Raw genomic sequence first — 23,661 nt, 5'->3', positions numbered from 1 at the left:
ATCAGAAGTTGAAGGCGATGCCCGCGCCCAGCATGCGCACCGTGACGGCCTGCTTCGCACTGGTGGGCGAATCACGCAGATCCGCACGGGTCAGGTCGGCATTGACGCTGGCGCTCCAGTGGCGCGCGAACTGCCAGGACAGACCCAGGCCCACATAAGGCTTCACAGACCGGGTCGTGATGGTGCCGGGACTGGTCTGCCCCAACCCCACGGCGGGCTGCAGCTTCAGCTCATTGGAGGCCCCCCCGAAGCGGAACTGCGCACCGACGCTGGAGGACAAGGGCAGCGTGTAGACGGCACCAACGCCGAAGCCGACGAACTCGGCGGAGCGGTTGTAGGTCAGCAGCCCAAAGTCTGCATCGATGTGGGCATAGGTCACCTCGAATGCCCAGGCCGGGTTGAACCGGTGCCCGGCCCGCACGACGAGGCTGGTGTCCACGGGGCTACATCTCGTGTTGGCCGGGCAGCTCAGGCTCACCTTGCCATTGCCGATTTCCACGCCGATGTAGGTGGCAGCGGCGAGGTCGGCCTGCGCGAAGCCGGCGGCGGGCAGGCCCAGTGCGAGGCCGGCGAGAACGATACGGATGGTTTTCAAGAGCACTCCCTGGTTGGCATGTCGCGCTTCGCGGGTCACCCTCATGAGGCGCTCCGAGCGAAACGGGCCGCATGCTAACGGCACCGCAACGTGCCATCAGCAAGAAACCTGCCCAGGGCTGACGTGAGGATTCCCGGCCGCCTCAGCGACGGCGCAGGGACATCAATGCTTGTGATCGTGGCCACAGCCGGGGCCGTGCACATGGCCGGGCTCGCCGTGGGCGTGCGCATGTCCATGGTCATGGTCATGGTTGCAATCCGGGCCGTGGACATGGCCGGCGTCATGCGCCTTGACGGGAATGGCCAGCGGCTTGCGCGCGGGCGCCGGGGCATGCGCATGGTCGTGACCGTGGTCATGGCCATGATGATGGTGGCCGTGGCCCGCGCCCTCGCCGTATGCGCCGCCTTCGGGCTCGAACGCGGCGTTCGCCTCGGTGACGATGAGGTGCTGGCGACGCAGCATGTCGGCCAGCACTGCATCCGGCTCGAACTGCAGCAGGCTGGGCTGCAACTCCAACGGCACATGGCGATTGCCCAGGTGGTAGGCGGCGCGCAGCAGGTCGAAGGGGCTGCCGTGCTCTGTGCAGTGGCGCACCTGCAGGACCGGCTGGGCGGCGGCGATGACGCGCAGCAGCGTACCGTCCTCGGCCACCAGCACGTCGTCGCCACGCAGCGTGGTGCCGCGCGGCAGCACGACGCCGATCTCGCGGCCGGTGGAGTCGGTGGCGGAGAAGCGGCTCTTGCTGCGGGTGTCCCAGTCCAGTTCCAGGGTGGGCGCGCGCTTGACGAGCACGGCGGCGAGGCCGGCACCGCCGGCAATGCGTTTGGTGGCGTGGATCATGGGCTCAAGTATCGACGCTGGCCCGAGGGCGACAGCGCCCGGGGTTGTTTGCCGGGCATCATCACCCCTCCCCCACCGCAGCGGACCGCGCCATGCAACTCGAAACCGTCACCATCGCCATCCAGGACCACATCGCCACCGTCCGCCTGAACCGGCCCGACAAGGCCAACGCGATGAACGCGGTGATGTGGCAGGACATCCGCCGCGCGTTCGACTGGATAGACGCGCAGCCCGAGGCCCGGGTGGCCGTGCTGGAAGGCGAAGGCAAGCACTTCACGGCCGGCATCGACCTGCAGATGATGATGGGCATCGCGCCGCAGATCCAGGATCCCTGCGATGGCCGCATGCGCGAAAGCCTGCGCCGCGTCATCCTGGATATGCAGGACACGCTGACCAGCCTGGAGCGCTGCCGCAAGCCCGTGCTGGCGGCCATCCACGGCGCCTGCGTGGGCGGCGGCATCGATCTCGTCTGCTGTGCCGACATGCGCTACTGCAGCGCCGACGCCTACTTCTCCATCAAGGAGATCGACATCGGCATGGTGGCCGACGTGGGCACGCTGCAGCGCCTGCCCAAGCTGGTCGGCTCGCAAGGCCTGGTGCGCGAACTGGCCTACACCGGCCGGCGCGTGGAAGCCGCCGAGGCGCGCGAACTGAGTCTGGTCAACCGCGTGTTCGACAGCCGCGAGGCGCTGCAGGCCGGTGTGCGCGAGATCGCGGCCGCCATCGTGGCCAAGTCGCCGCTATCCATACGCGGCACCAAGGAGCAGCTGAACTACGCCCGCGACCATTCGGTGGCCGACGGACTGAACTACATCGCGACCTGGAACGCGGCCATGCTGATGAGCGAGGACCTCAGCAAGGCCATGATGGCCGGCAAGACCACGCCCACGTTCCGCAACTGATCAGGCCGCGGCCGGCACGGCGCGGCGGCGCGCCATGCCCAGCCCCACCAGGCCGGCCGACGCGATGCCCATCAGCAGCGCCAGCGCGGAGCCGGCGAACACGCCGCGCGGCATGCCCTCGTCCAGGATCGCGCCGAACACCGGGGCGGCCACCGCGAAGCCGATGTCCAGGCCCGAGTACACGGTGCCATACACCCGCCCCGTGGCACCCGGCGGCGAGGCGCGCTTGATCAGCATGTCGCGCGACGGCCCGGCCAGCCCGGTACCGAAGCCGGCCAGCGCCGCGACCGCCGCAGCCAGCAGGCCCGGCAGCCAACCCGTTGCCGTCAGCAGCAACAGCGCCGCGGCCAGCGCCAGCGCCCAGGCGATGGTGCGCTCCAGCCGCTCGGCCTTGGCCACCAGGAAGCCGCCGCACACCATGCCCGCCGCGCCGGCTAGCATGTAGCCGGTCACGACATAGGCCGTCACCGACAACGGCAGCCCGTACATCTGATGCAGCGCGGGGCTGGCAAAGCTCTGGATCGCCGACAGCGCCGCCGTGCTCCAGAAGAAGAACGAGAAGCACAGCCACACCGACGGCAGCTTCAGGAAGGCCATGGGATGCTCGGCCGGCGTGCCGGCTGCCGCCTTGGCATGACCCCAGGAGCCCTGGCGGTCGTCGATGGCCGAGCGTTGCCAGAACAGCAGCCCCATCACCGCCAGCGCCACCAGCGCCGTGCCCAGGTAGGCCAAGCGCCAGTTGCCGGTCGCCTCGGCGATGCCGATGGAGAACACCGGCGCCAGCGCCCACCCCAGGTTGCCGCTGATGCCATGCACCGAGAACGCATGGCCCAGGCGCGGCTGCGACACACGCTTGTTCAGGATCGTGAAGTCGGCCGGGTGGAAAGGGGCATTGCCCACGCCCGCCAACGCGGCGGCCAGCATCAAACCGCTGAAGCCTTGCGCGAGGCCGGCCGCCACCGACGCGAGGAAAAAGCAGCCCATCGCCGCGAACAGCACCGGCCGCGCGCCGATGCGGTCCACGATGAAGCCCGACAGCGCCTGCCCCGCGCCGGAGATGACGAAGAAGGTGGTAACCAGCAGGCCCAGTTCCGAGTAGCTGAGCCCGAACGCCTGGATGAACGCCGGGAACAGCGGCGGCAGCAGCATGTGGAAGAAGTGCGAGCTGCCGTGGGCGACGCCGATGGTCGAGATCGTCGTGATGTCGCGCCGCCGGAGTTGGGCGGCGTCGAGGTCGGAAGCAAGGGTGTGCATGACCTCACTCTAGAAAAGGCGCCCCCGGCCTGGTTACGATGGTTCGTCAAGTTCTATCGAATTCCAGCCATGAACACGCCCGCCCCCCGCCGGCCGCGCCAGGTCCTGCCACCGGCCGACCCGCTGCGCTACGCCCCGACGCGGGAGCGCCCGCTGCGCGCCAAGGCGCGCGAGATGGCGGCGGCGATGGACATCCAGCCGCACCACCACGACTGGGGCCAACTGGTGTTTTCCGTCAGCGGCGCGGTGCGCGTCAGTGCGGATGCCGCCGACGCCCACAGCACCTACCTCGTGCCGCCGTCGCGCGCGGTCTGGATCCCTGCCGGCGTCACGCATGCGGTCACGGTGGTCGAACGGGCGGATCTGCGCACGCTGTACCTGCTGCCGGGGCTGCTGGAAACGCCCGCCGACGACGCCTGGCATCGCTGCCGCGTGCTGGAGGTGTCGCCGCTGCTGCGTGAACTGGTCATGCAACTGGATGCCCATCCCATTTCACCCATCGACACCCCGCCGGACGCGGCCCGGGAAACCCTGCTGCGCGATCTCATCGTCGACGAATTGCGCCGCGCCCAGCCGCTGCGGCTGGGCGTGGACCTGCCGCGCGACCCCCGGCTGCGCCGGCTGTGCGAGGCCATGCTGGACGAGCCGGCCCGCCACCTGAGCCTGGACGCCTGGGCCACCGAGATCGGCGCCAGCGCCCGCACCGTGTCGCGCCTGTTCCGCGAAGAACTGGGGACCAGCTTCGCCCAGTGGCGATCACAAGTGATGCTGGCTCATGCACTCGCCATGGCCGCAAGACGCAAGCCCATGAGCCACATCGCCGCCGAACTGGGCTACGCCAGCGCCAGCGCGTTCACCGCGATGGTCACGCGAACAGTGGGCATGCCGCCGAGCCGATTCTTCGCGGAAGCCTAACCAATCAACGGGTGAAGCAAGGTCAAACCCTTGCCCAACACCCCCAAATATTAGGGTGTCGATCCGTCTGACAGTCATTTCTGACAGATTGCAGAAAGGATGCCTAAATCGTTGATGGATAACAAGTTTTTAACCTGGCCCAATGATTGCTTAGTAGACCTTGCAAGGGCGTCGCCCGAGAGCATGTCAACGAAGGAGCAATCATGAAAATACGTTCCCAACTGATCGCGCTGGCCGCCGTCGCGCTCGGCTTTGCCGGCAACGCGATGGCCGCTGCGACCATCACCAACACCGCGGGCACGCTGGCGCTGGGAGTCAATGACCTGGGTCATCTGAATACCGCCACCGGTAGCGTGGCCGTCAACTCGTCGCGTACGGGCATCGCCTACCGCTTCCCCACCGGCGAGTTCCGCGACGCGACGTCGCCGGGCTGCTTCTGCGAAGGCTGGGGTGTGGCCGTCAACGGCACCACCTCGGGCTATGCCAATGAGGCCGCCGGCACCGCCGGCCTGACGCTGGGCTCGTTCGCATCGACGGCCAACACCGCCACCTCGGTGACCAGCCTGAGCGCGATGAGCGGCATCACCATCACGCACGAGTACGCTGAAGCTGCCGCTGCCCCGGGCGCCCTGTTCCGTGCCCGCGTCACCATCGCCAACACCACGGGCGCTGACGTCACCAACGTCAAGTACGTGCGCGCCATGGACTGGGACGTGCCGCTGACCGAGTTCAGCGAATACGTCACCATTCGTGGCACCGCCTCGACGACGCTGCTCGAGAAGTCGCACCTCGACGGTTTTGCCACGTCCAACCCGCTGAGCACCAGCTGCGACGCGACGGGTTGCGGCTACGGCGGTGTTGATGTGGATGTGACCGACGCAGGTCCTTCCGACCACGGCGCCTACTTCCGCTTCAACTTCGGCACCATCGCCGCGGGCGACAGCTACACCTTCGACATCTTCTACGGTGCTGCAGGTAGCGAAACCGCCGCACTGGCCGCCATCGGTGCCGCTGGCATCGAACTGTTCTCGCTGGGCCAATCCCGCGGCGGCGAAACGTCTGGTGCACCGGCCACCTTCATCTTCGGCTTCTCCGGTGTCGGCGGCACGCCCGTGATCACCGTGCCGGAACCGGGCTCGCTGGCCCTGGTCGGTCTGGCCCTGCTGGGTCTGGGCCGCGCCCGTCGCCGTCAGGCCTGATCGGCAAACGCCGGCCCAGCGCCGGCCTGACGCCAAGCCCGCAGGGAGCCCATGCTCGCTGCGGGCTTTTTTACTGCCCAGCCGGCCATGCCGGCTGGGATGATGCAAGCCCGCTTTCCAGAGTTCCGGCGATGACCCAACGTTTCCATCCTGCTTCCGTCCTCATGCGGCACATGGCCGCGTCCGCGCTCGTGGGCAGCGCCGCGCTACTGGCCTTGCCGGTTGGCTCTGCCCCGGTGACCCGAACCGGCGAAGTGGCCCGCCTGTCATCGACCGCAACGCCCGCCGAGCGGGCCTATGCCCATGGCGTGGATGCGATGGCCAAAGGCGATCTCGCCGCGGCCGAACGCGCGTTCCGCGAGACACTGAATCTTGACGCCAAGCATGTCGATGCCATGCTCGGGTTGGCGGAGGTGGCGTTCGCGCAGCGCAAGACCAGCGTCGCCGCCGCGCAGGTCGACGCGGCGCTGAAGGCCGCACCGGGCAATGCCCGCGCGCTGGCCACGCAGGGCCGGCTGCTGGCGGTCAGCGGCAAGACCGCCGAGGCCGAAGCCGCCTGGCGCCAGGCCATCGAGGCAGACCCCAAGCTGATCCGACCCAAGATGGACCTGGCCGATCTGCTGGCCACCCGCCGCTCGCTGGCCGATGCGACGGCGCTGTACCGGCAGGTCATCGAACTCGACGCCAAACACGCCGGCGCCCATTACGCGCTGGGCCAGACACTGCAGGCCCAGGACCAGCTGGACTCCGCCGCGAACGCCTACCGCAAGGCGGCCGAGCTGGCCCCCAGCGGAGTGCTGGCGCCGCTGGCGCTGGCACGGCTGGAGCTGGGCCGCCAGCGTGCCGCTCCCGCCATGGCCGAGATCGACAAGGTGCTGCGCCGCCAGCCCAAGATGGTCGAAGCTCTCGTGACCAAGGGCGACATCCAGGAACTGCAGAACAAGCCCGATGCCGCGCTGCAGACCTATGCCGAGGCCGCCCAGCTGGCGCCCAAGGCCACGCCACCGCTGCTGCGCGCGGCAATGCTGGAGCACCGCCGCGGCCAGCTCGACAAGGCCGAGGCTGCCTACCTGAAGGTGCTGGCTGTGGACAGCCAGCAAGCGCTGGCGCTGAACAACCTCGCCGCGATCGCGGTCGGGCGCGGCAAGGACCTGCCCAAGGCCGAGGAGCGCGCGCGCGCCGCAGTGAAGCTGGCGCCGCAGGCGATGGACTTCGTCGACACACTGGCCTCGGTGCAGCGCGCCCAGGGCCGCCCGCAGGACGCCGTTCAGACCTGGCGCCAGGCCCAGGCCCAGGCGCCGCGCAACCCGCTGGCCATGGCCCAGCTGGGCAGGGCACTGGCCGATTCGGGCGCCAAGGAAGAAGCCCGCAAGTGGCTGCGCAACGCGATGGACATCAGCACCGACTTCCCCGGTGCGCCCGAGGCGAGGCGCCTGCTCGAGTCGCTGTCCTGACGCATCCCTGAGAGCCAGGCAGCGGCGCCAGCACGACCAACTATTTTTCGCACGCCGCGAATCCGAACGCGGCGTCACCGCCTCTTGGTGGCCGAGGGTTGTCCTCGAACATCAGGAGTCACACATGATCTATGCGAAGAATGTTCCGAACACCGAGCGCGTGCTGCGCGTTGTGCTGGGCGTGGCCACGGCGGGCGCGGCCGTCGTGCTGGTGGGCGGCCCCGCCGGCTGGCTGCTGGCCGCCGGCGCGGCCGGGCTGGTTGTGTCCGGGCTGGTGGGCTTTTGCCCGGCCTGCGCAATGGTCGGCCGCCGATTGAAGGACTGAGCATGGCCCTGGCCGCCGAGCACCAACCCCTGCTCGCCGCCGCCCACGGCGGCGACACGGGCGCGCTGCAGCAATTGCTGAAGATCACGCAGCCCGACATCCGCCGCTACGCGCAGCGGCACTGCCTGCTCAGCGACGTCGATGACGACGTGCAGGAGGCGCTGCTCATCGTGTCGCGCAAGCTGACGTCGCTGCGGGTGCTGGCGGCCTTCTCGGGCTGGGCGCTGCGGCTGGTGCAGCGCGAATGCCGACGCATGGCGCGTGTGACCTTGCGTTACGACCCTTACGACGAAGAGCGGCTGGAGCAGTGGCTGGTCGTCCGCGACGAGGCGCAGTTGCGCGTTGAGCTGGCACACGCGCTGGAGTCGCTGCCGGCTCACTACCGCGAGGTCATGCTGCTGCGCGATCTGGAGGAGATGACCATCGAGGAGATCGCGGTCCGCACGCAGTTGACGCGGGCCAACGTGAAGAGCCGACTGCACCGGGCGCGGACGCTGGCGCGGGAGTACCTGCTGCCGCCCTAGCGATCTACGATGAACGACCAACAATGAGGAGATTCGCCATGCAACGACGCCCGCTCAACCTCGCCCTGCTGGCCGGCCTGCTGGCCGGCCTGACGCTGCCGGCCCGCGCCGACGACGACGGCGAGTTCACGATCCTGCGCGCCAGCTATGGCACCGACCGCAACAACGTCGACGTGACCCACAAGCTGCGCGACCTGGCCCGCCAGGACCGGCGCTTTCGCCTCACCAACGACGTGTTCGGCGTGGACCCCGAGCCGGGCCGGCAGAAGTCACTGCGCATCTTCGCGCGCGACCGGCAGGGCCATGAGCGGCAGTTCGAGTACCGCGAGCGCGACTGGGTGGACGGGCACCAGTTCATCGGCTGGCGCGGCGGCAACTGGGGCGGCGGCGGCGGCCAGGGCAACTGGCAGGGCGGCGACCGCCGCGACGATGGCGAGTTCACCATCCTCTACGCCACCTACGGCACCGGCCGGCGTGAGGTGGACGTGACCGACCGCCTGCGCGACCTGGCGCGGCGCGACCAGCGCTTCCGCCTGGACAACGACGCCTTCGGCGGCATCGACCCCGACCCGGGCCAGACCAAGCGGCTGCGCATCACCGCACGCGACCGTGGCGGCCAGCAGCGCAGCTTCGAGTACCGCGAGTACGCCGTCATCGACGGCAACCAGTTCGTCGGCTGGGGCCGTGGCGACTGGGGCCGCGACGAACGCCCGCAAGGCGCCTGGGGCCCGGCCCGCCCGGGCCAGGGTGGCCTGGTCATCGAGAGCGCCAGCTACGGCGGCGACGGCCGCTGGGTGGATGTGACCCACATCGTGCGCGGCCAGGTGCGCGGCGACAAGCTGGACATCCAGGTGCGCAATGAGCTGTTCGGCTTCGACCCGGCACCGGGCGCGCGCAAGATCCTCAGCGTGACCTATCGCTTCGCCGCCGAGCCCATCAACACCGTGCGGGTCAGCGAGCGCGACACGATGCGCCTGCCCTGAGCCTTACCGATAGCGCTGCAGCAGGCGGGCCAGTTCGGCCCGCTCTGCCACCACGCGCAACGCCTGGTGCAACCGGGCTGCCGGCAACTGGGTGCGGCCGCCCAGCAGGCAGTGCGTCACCGTCTGGCTGACCACTTGCGACGCCCGCAAGGCTTCGGCCGCCGGCCGGCCGCGGTTGTACTGGGCCAGCACCAGCCGGTCCACCACCGCGGCCTGCGTGCGGCCGCGGGCCAGCTTGTCGAGCACGGCTTGCTGCGTGGACGCGTCGTCGCGCAGCAATTGGCCCGCGTCGAACAGCGGACCCAGCTCGTGATAGTGGTAGCCCAGCACGGTGCCCACGCGCAGGCCGCGCTGCGCGCGCAGGTCCAGCGGGCTGGCGGCCGCCTTGCCGGGCAGCACGGCCAGCACGTCCTCCAGCACCACCAGCGGCGGGCCGACGCGCTCGGGCGCCATGCGCTCGGCCACCCATTTGGGGCTCATCATGCACATCAGGTCGGCTTCACCCGCATGCAGCGCCGGCTGCGTGCGCTTGGGCGGCAGCACCAGATACGCCGCCCGCGCATCGGCCGCGCGGGCCACGCGCTCCATCAGGTCGAAGGCCAGGCCGCCCACGGGCCGGCCGTCGCGCAGTTCCAGATAGGGCCAGGCCCAGTCCTGGCCCACGATGAAGCGCAGCGCCGGCGGCTCATCGGCCCTGGCCGCGCCCACCCCACTGCAGGCCAGCAGCAACGCGGCCAGCCACCGCCGCACGGGTATTGCCGCACCGCCACCAGCCTGGGCCCTGTCGGGCGGACAATCGGCTCCTCTCGCCATCCGGCCAGTTTAGGGAGCCCGGGCGAGGCTGCATCAATCACGAGACTGATTTCCTCATGGACACCCAGCTGTTCGACTACACCAAGCAGGACGCTTCCGGCACCTGCTCCACCGCCCACGCCTGGGCCAAGCAGCCCGCGCCGCTGACGCCGGTGCAGCGCACCGCGCTGGCCGAACGCGCCAAGGCCTTGTTGAAGAAACACAACGCCGTGCTGGTGGCGCACTACTACGTCGACGGCGTGCTGCAGGACCTGGCGCTGGAGACCGGCGGCATCGTGTCCGACTCGCTGGAGATGGCCCGCTTCGGCCGCGACCACGCCGCGCAGACGCTGGTCGTCGCCGGCGTGCGCTTCATGGGCGAGACGGCCAAGATCCTCAGCCCCGAGAAGCGCGTGCTGATGCCCGACCTGGACGCCACCTGCTCGCTGGACCTGGGCTGCCCGGCCGACGACTTCGCCGCCTTCTGCGACGCGCACCCGGATCGCCAGGTCGTCGTCTACGCCAACACCAGCGCCGCCGTGAAGGCGCGCGCCGACTGGATGGTGACCAGCTCCTGCGCGCTGGAGATCGTGTCCGACCTGCACGCCAAGGGCCAGAAGATCCTGTGGGCGCCCGACCGCCATCTGGGCCGCTACATCCAGGAGCAGACCGGCGCCGACATGCTGATGTGGAACGGCGCCTGCATCGTGCACGACGAGTTCAAGGGGCTGGAGCTGGAGCTGCTGCGCGAGCAGCACCCGAACGCGCAGATCCTCGTGCACCCCGAGTCGCCCAAGAGTGTGGTCGACATGGCGCATGTGGTGGGCTCCACGTCGGCGCTGATCAAGGCGGTTGTGGACGGCACCGCGCAGGAATACATCGTTGCGACCGACAACGGCATCCTGCACCGCATGCGCCAGCTGGCGCCGGGCAAGACGCTGATCGAGGCGCCCACCGCTGGCAACAGCGCCACCTGCAAGAGCTGCGCGCACTGCCCCTGGATGGCGATGAACGGCCTGGCCAATCTGGTGGAATGCCTGGAGAGCGGCGAGCCGCAGATCCATGTGGACGAACCCACCCGCGTGAAGGCACAGCTCTGCATCAACCGCATGCTGGATTTCACGGCCGCGCGCAAGAAGGCCGCTTCAGGCATGACACCGGGTATCGGCGCCGCCTGATGGCGCTATAAATCGGGAATCGTCGACAGCCATCACGAGGCCCGCCATGCCCGCCGATTTCAGCTCCCTCTACAACCACCACGAGCGCGAAGTCTTCGGCGCGGTGATGGACGCGTCCAAGGACTTCCCGGACATCGCCGACAGCAACGACCTGCTGTGCGACGTGGCCTGCGTGGCGCTGAACCGCCTGCCGCCGCGCTACATCCGCCACGAGGTGGACTTCAGCTTCTACCTGACCGAGCACGAGCGCCTGGAGATCGACAACGCCATCATCGAGGCGGTCAGCTATGCGTTCAACTTCGTGCAGGCGCGCACGGCGCTGCGTACGCGCAAATAGGCCGCTGCCGCCCAGCCTCAGGAAGCCCGCATCACGCGGGCTTTTTTTGCGTCCGCATCTCCGCTTGGCAAAACGGAAAGTTGCAATTAAAGTGATATCACTTTTACGGGAGACATCACGATGCCATCTTCGGAAACCCACCGCGCTGCAGAGAAAGCCGCAAAGACGGCGAGCGGCTACACCGCGATCCCTCTCTGCCTCACCGGCGTGGCGCTCGGCGTTGCCCTGCTTCTGTCCCTGCAGACCAAGCCAGTCATGGTGCTGGTAGGCCTGGTCATCGTGGCCATCAGCCTGTTTTGTCTGGCCGGCCTCTACATGCAACAGCCCAACGAAGCGCGCATCCTGACGCTGTTCGGCCGCTACATCGGCACCGACCGCAGCGAGGGGCTGCGCTGGGCCAACCCGCTGGCCGGCAAGCGCCGCCTGTCGCTGCGCGCGCGCAACCTGAACGCGCCCACCATCAAGGTCAACGACAAGCGCGGCAACCCCATCGAGATCAGCGCGGCCATCGTCTGGCGCGTGGAAGACAGCGCGCGCGCGGTGTTCGAGGTGGACGACTTCGAAGCCTATGTCGGCACGCAGGCCGAGGCCGCGATGCGCCACCTGGCCTCGCAGTACGCCTATGACGACGGCGAAGACCTGGATGCCGACGAGACCACGCTGCGCGCCGGGCAGGACGAGGTCGGCGCCGCCCTGGTGCAGGAACTGCAGGCGCGCTTCAGCGAGGCCGGCGTGCGCGTGGTGGACGCCAAGATCACCCACCTGGCCTATGCCCCCGAGATCGCCCAGGTGATGCTGCGCCGCCAGCAGGCCGAGGCCATCATCAGCGCGCGCAAGAAGATCGTGCAGGGCGCCGTCAGCATGGTGGAAGAGGCGCTGAAGGGCCTGTCAGAGCGCCGCATCGTCGAGCTGGACGACGAGCGCAAGGCCGCCATGGTGTCCAACCTGCTGGTGGTGCTGTGCTCCGACAAGGACACGCAGCCCATCGTCAACGCCGGCACGCTCTACACCTGAGGGTCTGGCCATGCGCCTCGTCTTCAATCTCGCCTGGCTGGCGCTGCTGGTCTTCCTCGTCAGCACCTGGCCGCTGATGCCCGACCTCGTCGGCGCGCCGCACAAGGCCCTGCCGCGCGATCAGCACATGGCCGTGATGCTGGTCGTGGCCCTGCTCTGCCCGTGGATGGCCACCTACGGCGCCCTGCTGCTGGCGCGGCGCGCGCCGGGCCTGGTCAACCTGCCCTACCGCGACCACTGGCTGGCACCCGCGCACCGCGAGCAGACGCTGACCGACATGGGCGGGCGGCTGGCGGTGCTGGGCTTGGGCCTGCTGGCGCTGTTCGCCGGCCTGCACTATCGGGAGCTGCAGCGCGCCCAGCCCCACTGGCCGCAGGTGCCCCCCGAGGTCTGGACGGCGGGCGCCGTGGCCCAGGGGCTGGCTTTCGCGGTGTGGCTGCTGGCGCTGATGCGGCGCTTCAACCGCCTGCCGGCGGTCGCCTCGCCGCCGCCGGTGCGGCACGGCTCGCGCAGCACCGACCTGGTCTGGCGCGAGTCGCAGCTGATGTGGCCGCTGCTGGCCGTGCTGCTGCCGGTGAGCGTCGGCGTGGGCATCGCGCTGTCCGCGAGCCCGGCGCGAGGCCAGGGGCTCTGGATGCTGGCGGCATTGCCGGCGTTGCTGGTGCTGGTCTTTGGCCGCATGGTGACCGAGGTGCATGGCGACCGTCTGGTCTGGCGCTTCGGCTGGCTGCCCTGGCCGCGCTGGCAGGTCGATCTGGACGACATCGTCGCCGTTGAACCCGCGCGGTCACGCTGGATCGAGGGCTGGGGCATACGCTTCGCCAGCGACGGCATGCTCTACAACGCCAGCGGCACGCAGGCCGTGCGGCTCGCGCTGCGCGATGGCCGCCGCCTGCGCCTGGGCAGCCACGAGCCTCGCGAGCTGATCCGGTCTCTGCAGGGCCGCATCGCGGGCCGCTGAAAAAGACACAGCTGATGGCCAGTCCCGACAAGAAGAACTTCGCGCTGCGGCTGGACCCGGCGCTGTGGGAACAGATCGAGCGCCTCGCCGCGCAGGAACTGCGCTCGGCCAACGCGCAGATCGAGTACCTGCTGCGCGAGGCGCTGGCGCGGCGCGGCATCAAGCCGGCCAGCAGCCCGGCGCCCAAGCGCGGACGGCCCGCGGCGGGCGACACGGACGCCGGCGGCGACACCTGATCAGGCGCGGCAGCCCGCAAGCAAGTCGCGCGCGGGCTGGTAGACGTCGGCCCGCGCGCCCACCCAGCCCATCACCGTGTGGAACAGCTGGTCGTGCGATGTGGGCCGGTCGCGCAGGCCACCCAGGCAGCCCGGCTTCAGCGATGCGGCCAGGTCGCCCTGCTCGGGCAACCACAGGACCATGGGCACGTGAGTCTGCTCTCGAGGCGCGAATGCGTACGGCATGCCATGCAGGTACAGCCCGTTCTCGCCCAGCGACTCGCCATGGTCGGACACATAGAGCAGGCCCGGGTCGAAGCCCCGTTGCGTCTGCAGCCAGCTGACGGCGTGGGCCAGCAGGCGGTCGGTGCTGACGATGGAGTTGTCGTAGCCGTTGACGACCGCCTCGCGCGCGCACTGCTGCAGCGCGTTGCTGCGGCATTCGGGCTGGAAAGGCTTCAGGTCTGGCGGCGAACGCTTGAAATAGGCCGGGCCATGGCTGCCCATCTGGTGCATGACCAGCACCAGGCCGCGCTGCAGCCGCATCGGGTCCAGCGCGGCCACGCGCCGGTCCAACTCGTGCAGCAGTGCCTCGTCCTGGCATTCGTCGCCATCGCACAGCCCAGCCGGCAGCGGCACGGCGCCTGCGGGCAACTGGCGGGTGAACGCGTTCGGCACGCGGTCGCACAGGCCCTTGCAGCCCGACTGGTTGTCCAGCCACAGCACGGCGAGGCCGGCGCGCTGCAGCACGTCCAGCAGGTTCTCCTGCGGCTGCTTCTGCGCGCCAAAGGCCTCGCGGCCCAGCGGCGAGAACATGCATGGCAGCGAGGCCGCGGTGGCCGTGCCGCAGGAGGTGACATCTCGCAGGCTGACGACGGGCAGCCGCGCCAGCGCCGGATTGGTGGGCCGCGCATAGCCGTTGAGGCTGAAGTTCATCGCCCGCGCCGTCTCGCCCACCACCAGCAACAGCAGCGGCGGCTTGGCCCCCGGGGCGCGCGGCAGCAGGTGGGCATCGGCGCCGATGACGGCCGGCGGCCCCACGGGACCGGCCTGTGCGCGCAGCGCGGCGCTGCCCAGCGAATAGACCGCGTTCAGCGGCGTGACCCGGTAGCGCAGAGTCTTGTCGTTGCGCATCGTCGACGACAGGTCGGCAAAGACGCCCAGCGCCAGCACCGCCATCACGACGACGGCCAGCGCGAAGGCCGCCACGTTGTGGGCCAGTTGGCGGCGCAGCGCCTGCGGTGGCGCGGCGGGGCGGCGCAGCAGCCACCAGCTGGGCAGGCCACCCAGCAGCGCGACGCTGAGCAGCAGCCGCCAGCTCAGCAGGTCGCGCGTCTCGTGCCAGTCGGTCTGCAGCAGGTTGGTGACCATGGCTGCATCGAACACGATGCCGTAGCTGCCGATGAAATGAGCCAGCGCGCCTGACGCCAGCAACAGCACGGGCAGCACGCCCCTGATGAGCCGCGGCCAGGCCAGCACGCTGAGCACCGCACCGGTCGCCGCCGTCACCATGCCGGCGAAGGCGACGATGAACAGCGGCCGCACTTCGGCCATGCCGTGCAGCTTCAGCCACAGCGGCCAGTTGGCCAGCAGGCCCATCCACAGGGCGGCCAGCCAGGCCTGGGTCAACGGCTGCGAAGCCTGAGGGCGCAGCCAGTCCGGCAGGCGGCGCCGCGCGTCGGTCAGCGCCCGCGTCACGTCAGGGCGTGCCGGCCCGGTCGACACGCCCCAGGCCAGCCACGTGACGGCCCAGCAGATCCAGGCCGTCCACAAGGTGTGGCTGGGAAAGTGGGCGCCGCGCGCCAGTTGGGCGCCGCCGAACAGCGCACCGGCCAGCAGCACACCCGCCAGCCAGGCCCGGGCCTGGCGCGGATAGGCGCGCCGCAGCGCGAAGTAGCCGCCGAGGAACGCGAACGCCGCACTGGCGTGACCGGACGGGAAGCAATGCCCGCCGCCGCCATCGGCCACGCCCAGCCGCCAATGCGACAGATGGCGGGCCACGCCGCCGAACTCGGTCAGGTCCCACGGGCAGCTGGTGGTGCTGGCGCGCTTGAGCAGAGCGATGAGGGCGACGCAGGCCAGCGTCACCGCCAGCCACCAGACTCGCTCCCGCCGGCTCTGCAGCCGCCACAGCGGCCGGACCACATTCACCACCAGCAGCGCGACGACGACCCAGGCCAGCGCGCGGCCGCCCTCGTGCAGCACGCCGGCGGTGAGCCAGTGCTCCCGCCAGGCGAATCCGCCGGCATCACCCCAATAGCGGGCGAAGCGCAGGTCCAGCCCGCTGGCGTCCCACAGCAGCAGCACGCCCAACGACAGCCAGGTGCCCAGTGACTCAAGACGCCAGGAACGCCTGGCCGGCAGATGCGACAGCGATGGGGAGACAACGAGCATGGGCCGGCATTGAGCCCGGCCGACCTGAAGACAGGCTGAAGCTGGACGCGTGCTAGCGTTCAGCGACCGCGTGAGGGGTTGGGACGGACATGCGCCTGCTGCTGCTTGAAGACGACGACGTGCTGGGAGAAGGACTGCGTGACTTCCTGCAGGCCGAGGACCACATCGTGGACTGGGTGCGCGAGCTGGGCGCGGCCCGGGCGCTGGAGCGCGATCCCTTCGACGCGCTGCTGGTGGACTGGCAGCTGCCCGACGGCTCGGGCGTGGACTGGGTGCGTTCGCTGCGGCGCCGCGGCATCGCCACGCCGGTGGTGGTGCTGACGGCGCGGGACCTGCTGCGGGACCGCATCGAGGGGCTGGACAGCGGCGCCGACGACTACCTCGTCAAGCCCTTCGAGCCCGAGGAACTCGGCGCCCGGTTGCGCGTCATCGCGCGTCGCCGCGCCGGTGCCAGCGGCTCGGTGGTCACCGTGGGCCTGGTCGAGCTGGACCTGTCGGCCAAGCAGGCCAGCCTCGCCGGCCAGCGCGTAGACCTGACAGCCCGCGAGTGGGCGCTGCTGGAGGCACTGATGCAGCGCCGCGGGCGCATCGTTGGCAAGCGCGAGCTCGAACTCATCGTGCTGGGCGGCGAGGCCGAGATCGCCAGCAATGCGCTGGAGGTGCACGTGTCCAGCCTGCGCCGCAAGCTGGGCCGCGACCTCATCGAGACCCAGCGCGGGCTGGGCTACCGCATCCTGGCTGCCGCATGACAGCAGCGACCGCTCTGCCCTCCATCCGCGGGCGCTTGTCCCGCTTCGTGCTGATCCTCGGGCTGCTGTGGGCGCTTGTCGGCACCACCCTGGTCTGGCTGGCTGTGCGGGCCGAGGTGGAGGAGCTGCTCGACGAAACCCTGCAGGACTCGGCCGACCTGCTCGCCGCCGTGCTGGACGTCGGTCCGCTGCCTGTGGGCACGGGGCCGCGCGTCGTCACGACGGGCACGCCGACCCAGCATTTCGCGTGGCAGCTGGTCGATGAGAAAGGTCGGCTGAGCGCCCGTTCCGCGCTCGCGCCCGAGCAGCCCTTCCACGCGAGTCCGTTGTCCGGCCCCGCCCGCACGACGAATGGCTGGCATAGCTACGGGCGTCCGCTCGGCAACGCCATGCTCTACGTGGCCCAGACGGCCGAGGAGCGGCAGGAGACCATGGCCGCCGTGGGCCTGGCCAGCGCCTGCACCGCGCTGCTCGTCGGCCTCGTGGGACTGGGCCTGCTGCGCGTGCGGCTGCGCCGGGAGCTGCAGCCGCTGAACGACTTCTCCGACGCGCTGCGCCGGCACGACCCGCTGACGCCCGACGCCGCGCTGCCGGCCGCCACGCGGGCGGAGATCGCGCCCATCCACGACGCCATCGACGACCTCGGTCGGCGCCTGCAGCGCCGCATGGCCAACGAACGCGCCTTCACGGCGCACGCTGCCCATGCGCTGCGGACTCCGCTGGCCGGCATGGACGCGCAACTCGCCGTCGCGCTGCGCGAGGCGCCCGAACCTCTGCAGGCGCGCCTGCTGCGCGTGCGTCAGGCCACCGGCAGGTTGCGCCGCGTCGTGACCGCACTGCTTACGCTGTTCAGGAGTGGCGTCGACCTGCAGCCAACCGTCGTCGACGTCGGTGCGCTGCTGGCGCGGCTGCCGCTGGAGGGCCTGAACATCGAAGCATCGCAGCCGGCCGAAGTGCACGCCGACGCCGACCTGCTGGCGGCGGCGCTGATCAACCTCGTGGACAACGCGCTGCGCCACGGCGCGCGCACGCTGCACGTGGCGGTGAGCGGCCCGAACTGCGTGCAGCTGGTGGACGACGGACAGGGCGCCACGCCCGAGCATGTGGCGGCGCTGCAGCGCGCCATCACCGCCGAGCAGTACGAGGGCCAGATGGGTCTGGGCCTGATGCTGGCCGACATCGTGGCTCGCGCCCACGGCGGCGGGCTGCAGCTGCTGACGCTGCCCGCAGGCTTCGGCGTGCAGCTGCAGCTGGGCCCAATACCGACTGGCGGCTAACGGCGACGCCGTTCGCTGATCAGCACCGTCGGGAAGCTGACCGGCAGCGTCTGCGGGTAGTCGCGGCTGTAGTGCAGGCCGCGGCTCTCGTGGCGCAGCAGTGCCGACTTGACGATCAGCTCCGCGCAATCCACCAGGTTGCGCAACTCCAGCAGGTCGCGGCTGACGCGGAAGCTGCCGTAGTAGTCGTCGATCTCGCCGCGCAGCAGCTCGATGCGGTGCAGCGCCCGCTCCAGCCGCTTGGTGGTTCGCACGATGCCGACGTAGTTCCACATCAGCAGGCGCAGCTCGTCCCAGTTGTGCGCGATGACGACCTGCTCGTCGGCGTTCTCGACCTGGCTCTCGTCCCAGGCCGGCAGCGGTGCGGGGGATTGGGGCTCGTGGCTGAGGATGTCGGCCGCACAGGTCTGGCCCAGCACCACGCACTCCAGCAGCGAGTTGCTGGCCAGCCGGTTGGCGCCGTGCAGGCCCGTGTAGCCGGTCTCGCCCACCGCGTACAGCCCCGGCAGGTCGCAGCGGCCGGCCAGGTCGGTCACCGCGCCGCCGCAGGTGAAGTGCACGGCCGGCACGACGGGAATCGGCTGCTTCGCGATGTCGATGCCCAGCTTCAGGCAGCGCGCATGGATGGTCGGGAAGTGCTCGATGAGGAAGGCTTCGCCCAGGTGCGTGGCGTCCAGCAGCACGTAGTCCAGACCGTGCTTCTTCATCTCGAAGTCGATCGCGCGGGCCACGATGTCGCGCGGCGCCAGCTCCATGCGTTCGTCGTGCGCGGCCATGAAGCGCGTGCCGTCGGGCAGCTTCAGGTGCCCGCCCTCGCCACGCAGCGCCTCGGTGATGAGGAAACTGCGCTCCTGCGGGTGGTACAGGCAGGTCGGGTGGAACTGGATGAACTCCATGTTCGCGACGCGGCAGCCGGCGCGCCAGGCCATCGCGATGCCGTCGCCGGTCGACGTGTCGGGGTTGGTCGTGTAGCGGTAGACCTTGCCGGCGCCACCGGTGGCCAGCACCACCGCGCGCGCCGCCAGCGTCTCGACGCGCTGGCTGTCGATGTCCAGCGCATAGACGCCGTAGACGCGCGGCACCTCGTCGCGCTGCACATGGCGCGAGGTGATCAGGTCCAGCGCCATCCAGCGCTCCAGCAGCCGGATGTTGGGGTGACGGCGCGCGACGGCCAGCAGCTGGTCGTGGATGGCCTTGCCGGTCGCGTCGGCCGCGTGCGCGATGCGACGCACCGCGTGGCCGCCTTCGCGCGTCAGGTGCAGGCCCATGGGGCCGGTGTCGTCGGGCGTGAAGGGCACGCCCTGCTCCACCAGCCAGCCCACCGCGGCGGCACTGCGCTCGGCGATGAAGCGGGCCGTGCCCTCGTCGACGAGGCCGGCGCCGGCGTCCTGCGTGTCGCGCACATGGCTGTCGATGGAGTCGTCGCTGCCCAGCACGCCCACGATGCCGCCCTGTGCCCACGCGGTGGCCGCCTCGGTCAGGTCGCGCTTGGCCAGCACGACGACGGGCACGCTGTCGGCCAGGTGCAAGGCCACGGTGAGACCGGCAAGGCCGGCGCCGATGATGACGACGGGCGCGTCGTCGGGGGAAGCAGCAGTCATGGCCCGGCATTGTCCCGCAGGCCCGCCCCTGCGCGCCGGTGGTGAGGATTGCCAAGGCGTGCAGCCAGCCTACGTACGCCCTGCCCTATGCTGCGCGGGCCGCCGACGTAGTGGCGAGGGAGAGACCATTGAACCGCCTTCATCGTTGGGCCGCCGCGCTGGTGGGCCTGCTACTGCTCGCGCGGCCGGCTGCAGCGGCGCCACCGCCAACGGAGACCTTTTTCCGGGATCCCGACCTGCTTGAAGCCGTGCTGTCGCCCACTGGCCGCCAGCTCGCGTTCCTTACCGCGCGCGGCGGCACCCGGGTCGGGCTGGCGGTGTTCGACCTGAACACCGGCCAGGTGCGTCGCGTGGCCCAGTTCAACGACGGCGACGTATCGCGGGTGCACTGGGTCAACGACACGCGCCTGTTGTTCAGCGTGGTCGATTTCTCCGAAGGCAGCGGCCGCCCGAATGGCGCGCCGGGTCTGTTCGCCATCAATGCCGATGGCAGCGAACCGCGGCAACTGGTGCTGCGCATGAACCGGCCCAACGTGACCTATGGTGATAGCGGCAGAAAGCGCATGCTGGACTGGAACCACGTGCTGCTGCGCGTGCCCCGGCTCATGGCCGGTTCGGCCAATGAAGAGATCCTGGTCGCCCACGTGGAGACGAATGAAAGACGTCTGCAGACGCCGCTGTGGCTGAACACGCGCACCGGCCGCACGCGCTCACTGGACATCAAGGTGCCCGACGACACCGTGGGCTGGCTGACCGACGGCCGCGGTGAACTGCGGGTGGCCCTGACGCGCCGGGAAGGCCGCGTGGGTGCCCTGTGGCGGGGGCCTGGCAGCAGCGACTGGCAGCCGCTGTTCGAGGCTGGCCCCTTCAACTCGCCTTTCACGCCGAGAGGCGTGGACAACGCCGGCCAGCTCTACGTCACGCATGCCAGCGGCAAGGCCGGCGAGCAGGTGCTGAGCCGCTACGACTTCGACCGCCGCGCGCCCCACCCCAAGCCGCTGGTCGTCACGCCGGGCTTCGACTTCAGCGGCGCGCTGATCGATGACGGCGACGACCAGGCGCTGGGCGTGCGCGTCCTCATCGATGGCGAGACCACCGTCTGGCTTCACCCGGCCATGAAGGCCTTGCAGGACGAAGCGGACGCACAGTTCCCCGGCCGCATCAATCGCATCAACTGCCGCCGCTGCGGCGCACCGGACATGGTGGCCGTGGTGCGCAGCCACAGTGACCGCGACCCGGGCCAGGTGTGGCTCTATCGGGCCCAGCCGCCGCAAGGCGAGAAGCCGTGGCGCGCCGTGGGCCGTGTGCGCGACGACGTGAAGCCGTCGGAGATGGCGCTGCTGGAATTCCGCCGCATCACCGCGCGCGACGGTCGTGACCTGCCTGTGTGGGTCACGCGGCCCGCCAACGCCACGGGGGCACTCCCCGCCGTCGTGCTGGTGCATGGCGGGCCCTGGGTGCGCGGCAGCAGCTGGCGCTGGAATGGGCAGGCACAGTTCCTCGCGTCACGCGGCTTCGTGGTCATCGAGCCCGAGTTCCGCGGCAGCACGGGCTACGGCAGCGCGCACTACCGCGCGGGCTTCAAGCAATGGGGCCAGGCCATGCAGGACGACGTGGCCGACGCGCTGAAGTGGGCGCAGAAGGAAGGCCTGGCCAGCGACAAGGCCTGCATCGCCGGCGGCAGCTATGGCGGCTACAGCACGCTGATGGGGCTCATCAAGGATCCCGACCTCTACCGCTGCGGCGTGGCCTGGGTCGCCGTGACCGACCTCGAGCTGCTACTCAAGGGCTCCTGGTGGGTCAACGACGACACGAGTGATGAATCGCGCCGGCACCGTCTGCCCGAGAGCATCGGCGACCTTGAGAAAGACGCCGCCATGATCATCGCCAACTCCCCGGTTCGCCAGGCCGCCCGTGTGAAGGCCCCGGTGCTGCTGGCCTTCGGCGAACAAGACCTGCGCGTGCCGCTGGCCCATGGCAAGCGCATGCGCGACGCCTTGACCGAGGCGGGCAATCCGCCCGAGTGGGTGACCTACCCCGGTGAGGGCCACGGCTTCAGCATCATCAAGAACCGTGTGGACTTCGCTGAACGCATGGCCGCGTTCCTGGCCAAGCATCTGCAACCCTGAACAACGACAAGAGACATAACCCACCTGCTCCGTTGTGCCGTGCTGGCGCTGACCGTCCTTTCCGGCACCGCCGTCGCCGCACCGCCGCCTGCCGAGCTGTTCTACAAGGACGCCGAGTTACTGGATGTCGTGCTGTCGCCGTCCGGCCGCAAGCTGGCGTTCACGACCTCGCGCGGCACGGACCGCGTCGCGCTGGTCGTCATGGACCTGGACAAGGGTGGCAAGCTCAACGCAGTGGCCCGCTTCAACGACGGCGACGTGCACGACGTTCGCTGGGTGGATGACGAGCGGCTGGTCTATGGCGTCGTGGACTTGTTCGACGGCAGTGCCCGCTACAGCGGCGCGCCGGGCTTGTTCGCCGTGAACGCCGACGGCAGCAAGTTCCGCCAGCTGGTGCGCCGGCAGTGGAAGCCAGTCATCAGCGACGGCAACAGCGACAACCGGCTGCTGGACTGGCACCACCGGTTGCTCAAGGTGCCGCGCCTGCCAGCTGGCGGCAGCAACGACGAGGTCTTGCTGGCCGAGTTCTCGCCCGGCGCCGACAACGACACCGAAGCCCTCAAATGGCTCAACACGCGCATGGGCACGACGCGCAACGTCAACTTCAACGAACCCGTGGGCACCGTGGGCTGGCTGGCCGACAGCCGCGGCGAGGCCCGTGTGGCATTCACCCGCCGCGATGGCCGCCAGGCCGCGCTGTGGCGCGCGCCGGGCAGCAAGACCTGGACACCGTTGTTCGACAGCGACCTGATGTCGGCTCCTTTCAACATCGAGGCGGTCGACGATGCCGGTGGTCTGTACGTCAGCGTGCATGAGGGCGCCGCCGGCCAGGCCACGCTCAAGCGCTACGACTTCACCACTGGCAAGCCCCAGGACAAGCCCCTGGTTGCGACGCCCGGCTTCGACTTCGACGGCGGCCTCGTCATCGACGAGACCAGCGGCCGCGTGCTGGGCGTGCACCTGCTGGTGGATGCGCCCACGATCGCCTGGTTCGATCCGGCGATGAAGGCCTTCCAGGACCGTGTGGACCGGCTGTTCCCGGGCAACGCCAACCTCATCAGCTGCCGACGCTGCGGCGGCCCCGACATGGTGGCGCTGGTGCGCAGCTTCAGTGACCGCGACCCGGGCCGCTTCTACCTGTTCCAGGCCAAGCCAGGCGCAGGCGAGAAGGCCTGGATGGACATGGGCGCCGTGCGCGAAGGCGTGAATCCTCAGCAGATGGCTACCGTCGAACTGCAGCGCATCCAGGCCCGCGACGGGCTGGAGCTGCCGGTGTGGATCACGCGACCGGCCGATGCCAAGGCCGCGCTGCCCGCCGTCGTGCTGGTGCATGGCGGCCCGTGGGTGCGCGGCAGCAGCTGGGCGTGGGAGGCGGACGCGCAATTCCTCGCGTCGCGCGGCTACGTCGTCATCGAGCCGGAGTTCCGCGGCAGCACCGGCTACGGCGACGCGCATTTCCGCGCGAGTTTCAAGCAGTGGGGCCAGGCCATGCAGGACGACGTGACCGACGCGCTGAAGTGGGCGCAGAAGCAAGGCATCGCCAGCGACAAGGCCTGCATCGCCGGCGCCAGCTACGGCGGCTACAGCACGCTGATGGGCCTGGTGCGCGACCCAGGCCTCTACCGCTGCGGCGTCGCATGGCTGGCCGTGACCGACCTGGACCTGTACGCCGCCGGCTCCTGGTGGGTCAGCGACGACATCAGCGCCACGGGCCGGCGCTACACCATCCCAGAGTCGGTCGGCGACCCCGTCAAGGACGCCGCGATGCTGGCGGCGAACTCACCCGTCAAGCAGGCCGCTCGCATCAAGGCGCCGGTGATGCTGGCCTTCAACGAGGGCGACCGACGCGTGCCGATGGCGCACGGCGACCGCATGCGCAAGGCGCTGCGTGATGCCGGCAACGACCCGGTGTGGGTGACCTATGCCGGCGAAGGCCACGGCTTCGGCAACGTGAAGAACCGCGTGGATTTCGCCAAGCGCATGGAAGCCTTCCTGGCCAGGCACCTCAAGCCTTGAACGCCGG

General features: G+C 69.9%; 22 protein-coding genes. 16 read left to right on the top strand and 6 right to left on the bottom strand.

The features are described 5' to 3' along the window. Nucleotide 1: 1 nt before the first annotated feature. Both J2X21_RS03815 and ureE read right to left on the bottom strand, forming a co-directional pair. Nucleotides 2-595, bottom strand: coding sequence for an outer membrane beta-barrel protein (locus J2X21_RS03815; RefSeq protein WP_310325062.1), 594 nt, complete (start codon nt 593-595; stop codon nt 2-4). A 162-nt stretch (nt 596-757) separates the two neighbouring features. Continuing rightward, a complete protein-coding gene (ureE, locus tag J2X21_RS03810; RefSeq protein WP_310325058.1) occupies nt 758-1,435 on the bottom strand; it encodes an urease accessory protein UreE in 678 nt (225 codons plus the stop codon). Between the two features lie 92 nt (nt 1,436-1,527). Here ureE and J2X21_RS03805 point away from each other — a divergent pair, with 92 nt between their 5' ends. Further along, on the top strand, nt 1,528-2,337 hold the full coding sequence (locus tag J2X21_RS03805; protein WP_310325055.1) for a crotonase/enoyl-CoA hydratase family protein: 810 nt from the start codon (nt 1,528-1,530) through the stop codon (nt 2,335-2,337). Here J2X21_RS03805 and J2X21_RS03800 read toward each other — a convergent pair whose 3' ends face one another. After that, nucleotides 2,338-3,591 (bottom strand): MFS transporter, encoded by a 1,254-nt coding sequence (locus tag J2X21_RS03800; RefSeq protein ID WP_310325053.1) that lies wholly within the window; start codon nt 3,589-3,591, stop codon nt 2,338-2,340. A 69-nt stretch (nt 3,592-3,660) separates the two neighbouring features. Here J2X21_RS03800 and J2X21_RS03795 point away from each other — a divergent pair, with 69 nt between their 5' ends. From J2X21_RS03795 to J2X21_RS03770, 6 genes are all read left to right on the top strand, one after another. Then, nucleotides 3,661-4,506, top strand: coding sequence for an AraC family transcriptional regulator (locus tag J2X21_RS03795; RefSeq protein WP_310325050.1), 846 nt, complete (start codon nt 3,661-3,663; stop codon nt 4,504-4,506). 203 nt (nt 4,507-4,709) lie between these two features. Beyond that, on the top strand, nt 4,710-5,705 hold the full coding sequence (locus J2X21_RS03790; protein WP_310325048.1) for a PEP-CTERM sorting domain-containing protein: 996 nt from the start codon (nt 4,710-4,712) through the stop codon (nt 5,703-5,705). A gap of 131 nt (nt 5,706-5,836) precedes the next feature. After that, nucleotides 5,837-7,159: a tetratricopeptide repeat protein gene (locus J2X21_RS03785; RefSeq protein WP_310325046.1), complete on the top strand. Its 1,323-nt coding sequence runs from the start codon at nt 5,837-5,839 to the stop codon at nt 7,157-7,159. A 124-nt stretch (nt 7,160-7,283) separates the two neighbouring features. Further along, a complete protein-coding gene (locus tag J2X21_RS03780) occupies nt 7,284-7,484 on the top strand; it encodes a YgaP family membrane protein (protein ID WP_310325043.1) in 201 nt (66 codons plus the stop codon). Nucleotides 7,485-7,486: 2 nt separating this feature from the next. Continuing rightward, nucleotides 7,487-8,008 (top strand): RNA polymerase sigma factor, encoded by a 522-nt coding sequence (locus tag J2X21_RS03775; RefSeq protein ID WP_310325041.1) that lies wholly within the window; start codon nt 7,487-7,489, stop codon nt 8,006-8,008. Between the two features lie 38 nt (nt 8,009-8,046). Next, the gene (locus J2X21_RS03770; protein WP_310325036.1) at nt 8,047-8,991 is read left to right on the top strand and encodes a DNAJC11 domain-containing protein; all 945 of its coding nucleotides are present in this window, start codon (nt 8,047-8,049) and stop codon (nt 8,989-8,991) included. A gap of 3 nt (nt 8,992-8,994) precedes the next feature. Here the strand turns inward: J2X21_RS03770 and J2X21_RS03765 are convergent, their stop codons facing one another. Continuing rightward, entirely contained in the window at nt 8,995-9,741 is a 747-nt protein-coding gene (locus J2X21_RS03765) for a substrate-binding periplasmic protein (protein WP_310325034.1), read from the bottom strand. A gap of 119 nt (nt 9,742-9,860) precedes the next feature. Between J2X21_RS03765 and nadA the strand changes: the two genes are divergently transcribed. From nadA to J2X21_RS03740, 5 genes are all read left to right on the top strand, one after another. Beyond that, nucleotides 9,861-10,961 (top strand): quinolinate synthase NadA, encoded by a 1,101-nt coding sequence (gene nadA, locus J2X21_RS03760; RefSeq protein ID WP_310325032.1) that lies wholly within the window; start codon nt 9,861-9,863, stop codon nt 10,959-10,961. A gap of 46 nt (nt 10,962-11,007) precedes the next feature. Beyond that, the gene (locus J2X21_RS03755; RefSeq protein WP_310325031.1) at nt 11,008-11,298 is read left to right on the top strand and encodes a late competence development ComFB family protein; all 291 of its coding nucleotides are present in this window, start codon (nt 11,008-11,010) and stop codon (nt 11,296-11,298) included. A 120-nt stretch (nt 11,299-11,418) separates the two neighbouring features. Next, nucleotides 11,419-12,312, top strand: a complete 894-nt coding sequence (locus tag J2X21_RS03750; protein ID WP_310325029.1) for an SPFH domain-containing protein — start codon at nt 11,419-11,421, stop codon at nt 12,310-12,312. 10 nt (nt 12,313-12,322) lie between these two features. After that, the gene (locus J2X21_RS03745) at nt 12,323-13,273 is read left to right on the top strand and encodes a hypothetical protein (protein ID WP_310325026.1); all 951 of its coding nucleotides are present in this window, start codon (nt 12,323-12,325) and stop codon (nt 13,271-13,273) included. Nucleotides 13,274-13,287: 14 nt separating this feature from the next. Beyond that, a complete protein-coding gene (locus J2X21_RS03740; RefSeq protein ID WP_310325024.1) occupies nt 13,288-13,509 on the top strand; it encodes a type II toxin-antitoxin system antitoxin in 222 nt (73 codons plus the stop codon). On the opposite strand, the gene J2X21_RS03735 is transcribed toward J2X21_RS03740, so the two are convergent. Beyond that, a complete protein-coding gene (locus J2X21_RS03735; protein ID WP_310325022.1) occupies nt 13,510-15,882 on the bottom strand; it encodes a phosphoethanolamine--lipid A transferase in 2,373 nt (790 codons plus the stop codon). An 89-nt stretch (nt 15,883-15,971) separates the two neighbouring features. On the opposite strand from J2X21_RS03735, the gene J2X21_RS03730 reads away from it, so the two are divergent. Together J2X21_RS03730 and J2X21_RS03725 are read left to right on the top strand one after the other, a co-directional pair. Beyond that, a complete protein-coding gene (locus J2X21_RS03730) occupies nt 15,972-16,631 on the top strand; it encodes a response regulator transcription factor (RefSeq protein ID WP_310325018.1) in 660 nt (219 codons plus the stop codon). Further along, nucleotides 16,628-17,908: a sensor histidine kinase gene (locus tag J2X21_RS03725; protein WP_310325016.1), complete on the top strand. Its 1,281-nt coding sequence runs from the start codon at nt 16,628-16,630 to the stop codon at nt 17,906-17,908. Before J2X21_RS03730 ends, J2X21_RS03725 begins: the two co-directional genes overlap by 4 nt. Here the strand turns inward: J2X21_RS03725 and nadB are convergent. Further along, nucleotides 17,905-19,509, bottom strand: coding sequence for an L-aspartate oxidase (gene nadB / locus J2X21_RS03720; RefSeq protein ID WP_310325014.1), 1,605 nt, complete (start codon nt 19,507-19,509; stop codon nt 17,905-17,907). The two genes, J2X21_RS03725 and nadB, sit on opposite strands and share 4 nt — an antisense overlap. A gap of 128 nt (nt 19,510-19,637) precedes the next feature. On the opposite strand from nadB, the gene J2X21_RS03715 reads away from it, so the two are divergent. Then, the gene (locus J2X21_RS03715) at nt 19,638-21,638 is read left to right on the top strand and encodes a S9 family peptidase (RefSeq protein WP_310325012.1); all 2,001 of its coding nucleotides are present in this window, start codon (nt 19,638-19,640) and stop codon (nt 21,636-21,638) included. 39 nt (nt 21,639-21,677) lie between these two features. Then, the gene (locus tag J2X21_RS03710) at nt 21,678-23,654 is read left to right on the top strand and encodes a S9 family peptidase (RefSeq protein ID WP_310325010.1); all 1,977 of its coding nucleotides are present in this window, start codon (nt 21,678-21,680) and stop codon (nt 23,652-23,654) included. The last annotated feature ends 7 nt before the right edge of the window (nt 23,655-23,661 follow it).

This window comes from Roseateles asaccharophilus (assembly GCF_031458115.1).
GTDB lineage: Bacteria > Pseudomonadota > Gammaproteobacteria > Burkholderiales > Burkholderiaceae_C > Pelomonas > Pelomonas asaccharophilus_A.
Note: the sequence above shows the minus strand (reverse complement) of the source record. Positions and strands in the feature narration are given on the sequence as shown.

Bases quoted from the DNA above. Each gene is read 5' to 3' on its own strand.
- ureE (WP_310325058.1), bottom strand. From the start codon at position 1,435: ATGATCCACGCCACCAAACGCATTGCCGGCGGTGCCGGCCTCGCCGCC.
- J2X21_RS03805 (WP_310325055.1), top strand. From the start codon at position 1,528: ATGCAACTCGAAACCGTCACCATCGCCATCCAGGACCACATCGCCACC.
- J2X21_RS03800 (WP_310325053.1), bottom strand. From the start codon at position 3,591: ATGCACACCCTTGCTTCCGACCTCGACGCCGCCCAACTCCGGCGGCGC.
- J2X21_RS03795 (WP_310325050.1), top strand. From the start codon at position 3,661: ATGAACACGCCCGCCCCCCGCCGGCCGCGCCAGGTCCTGCCACCGGCC.
- J2X21_RS03790 (WP_310325048.1), top strand. From the start codon at position 4,710: ATGAAAATACGTTCCCAACTGATCGCGCTGGCCGCCGTCGCGCTCGGC.
- J2X21_RS03785 (WP_310325046.1), top strand. From the start codon at position 5,837: ATGACCCAACGTTTCCATCCTGCTTCCGTCCTCATGCGGCACATGGCC.
- J2X21_RS03780 (WP_310325043.1), top strand. From the start codon at position 7,284: ATGATCTATGCGAAGAATGTTCCGAACACCGAGCGCGTGCTGCGCGTT.
- J2X21_RS03775 (WP_310325041.1), top strand. From the start codon at position 7,487: ATGGCCCTGGCCGCCGAGCACCAACCCCTGCTCGCCGCCGCCCACGGC.
- J2X21_RS03770 (WP_310325036.1), top strand. From the start codon at position 8,047: ATGCAACGACGCCCGCTCAACCTCGCCCTGCTGGCCGGCCTGCTGGCC.
- nadA (WP_310325032.1), top strand. From the start codon at position 9,861: ATGGACACCCAGCTGTTCGACTACACCAAGCAGGACGCTTCCGGCACC.
- J2X21_RS03755 (WP_310325031.1), top strand. From the start codon at position 11,008: ATGCCCGCCGATTTCAGCTCCCTCTACAACCACCACGAGCGCGAAGTC.
- J2X21_RS03750 (WP_310325029.1), top strand. From the start codon at position 11,419: ATGCCATCTTCGGAAACCCACCGCGCTGCAGAGAAAGCCGCAAAGACG.
- J2X21_RS03745 (WP_310325026.1), top strand. From the start codon at position 12,323: ATGCGCCTCGTCTTCAATCTCGCCTGGCTGGCGCTGCTGGTCTTCCTC.
- J2X21_RS03740 (WP_310325024.1), top strand. From the start codon at position 13,288: ATGGCCAGTCCCGACAAGAAGAACTTCGCGCTGCGGCTGGACCCGGCG.
- J2X21_RS03735 (WP_310325022.1), bottom strand. From the start codon at position 15,882: ATGCTCGTTGTCTCCCCATCGCTGTCGCATCTGCCGGCCAGGCGTTCC.
- J2X21_RS03730 (WP_310325018.1), top strand. From the start codon at position 15,972: ATGCGCCTGCTGCTGCTTGAAGACGACGACGTGCTGGGAGAAGGACTG.
- J2X21_RS03725 (WP_310325016.1), top strand. From the start codon at position 16,628: ATGACAGCAGCGACCGCTCTGCCCTCCATCCGCGGGCGCTTGTCCCGC.
- nadB (WP_310325014.1), bottom strand. From the start codon at position 19,509: ATGACTGCTGCTTCCCCCGACGACGCGCCCGTCGTCATCATCGGCGCC.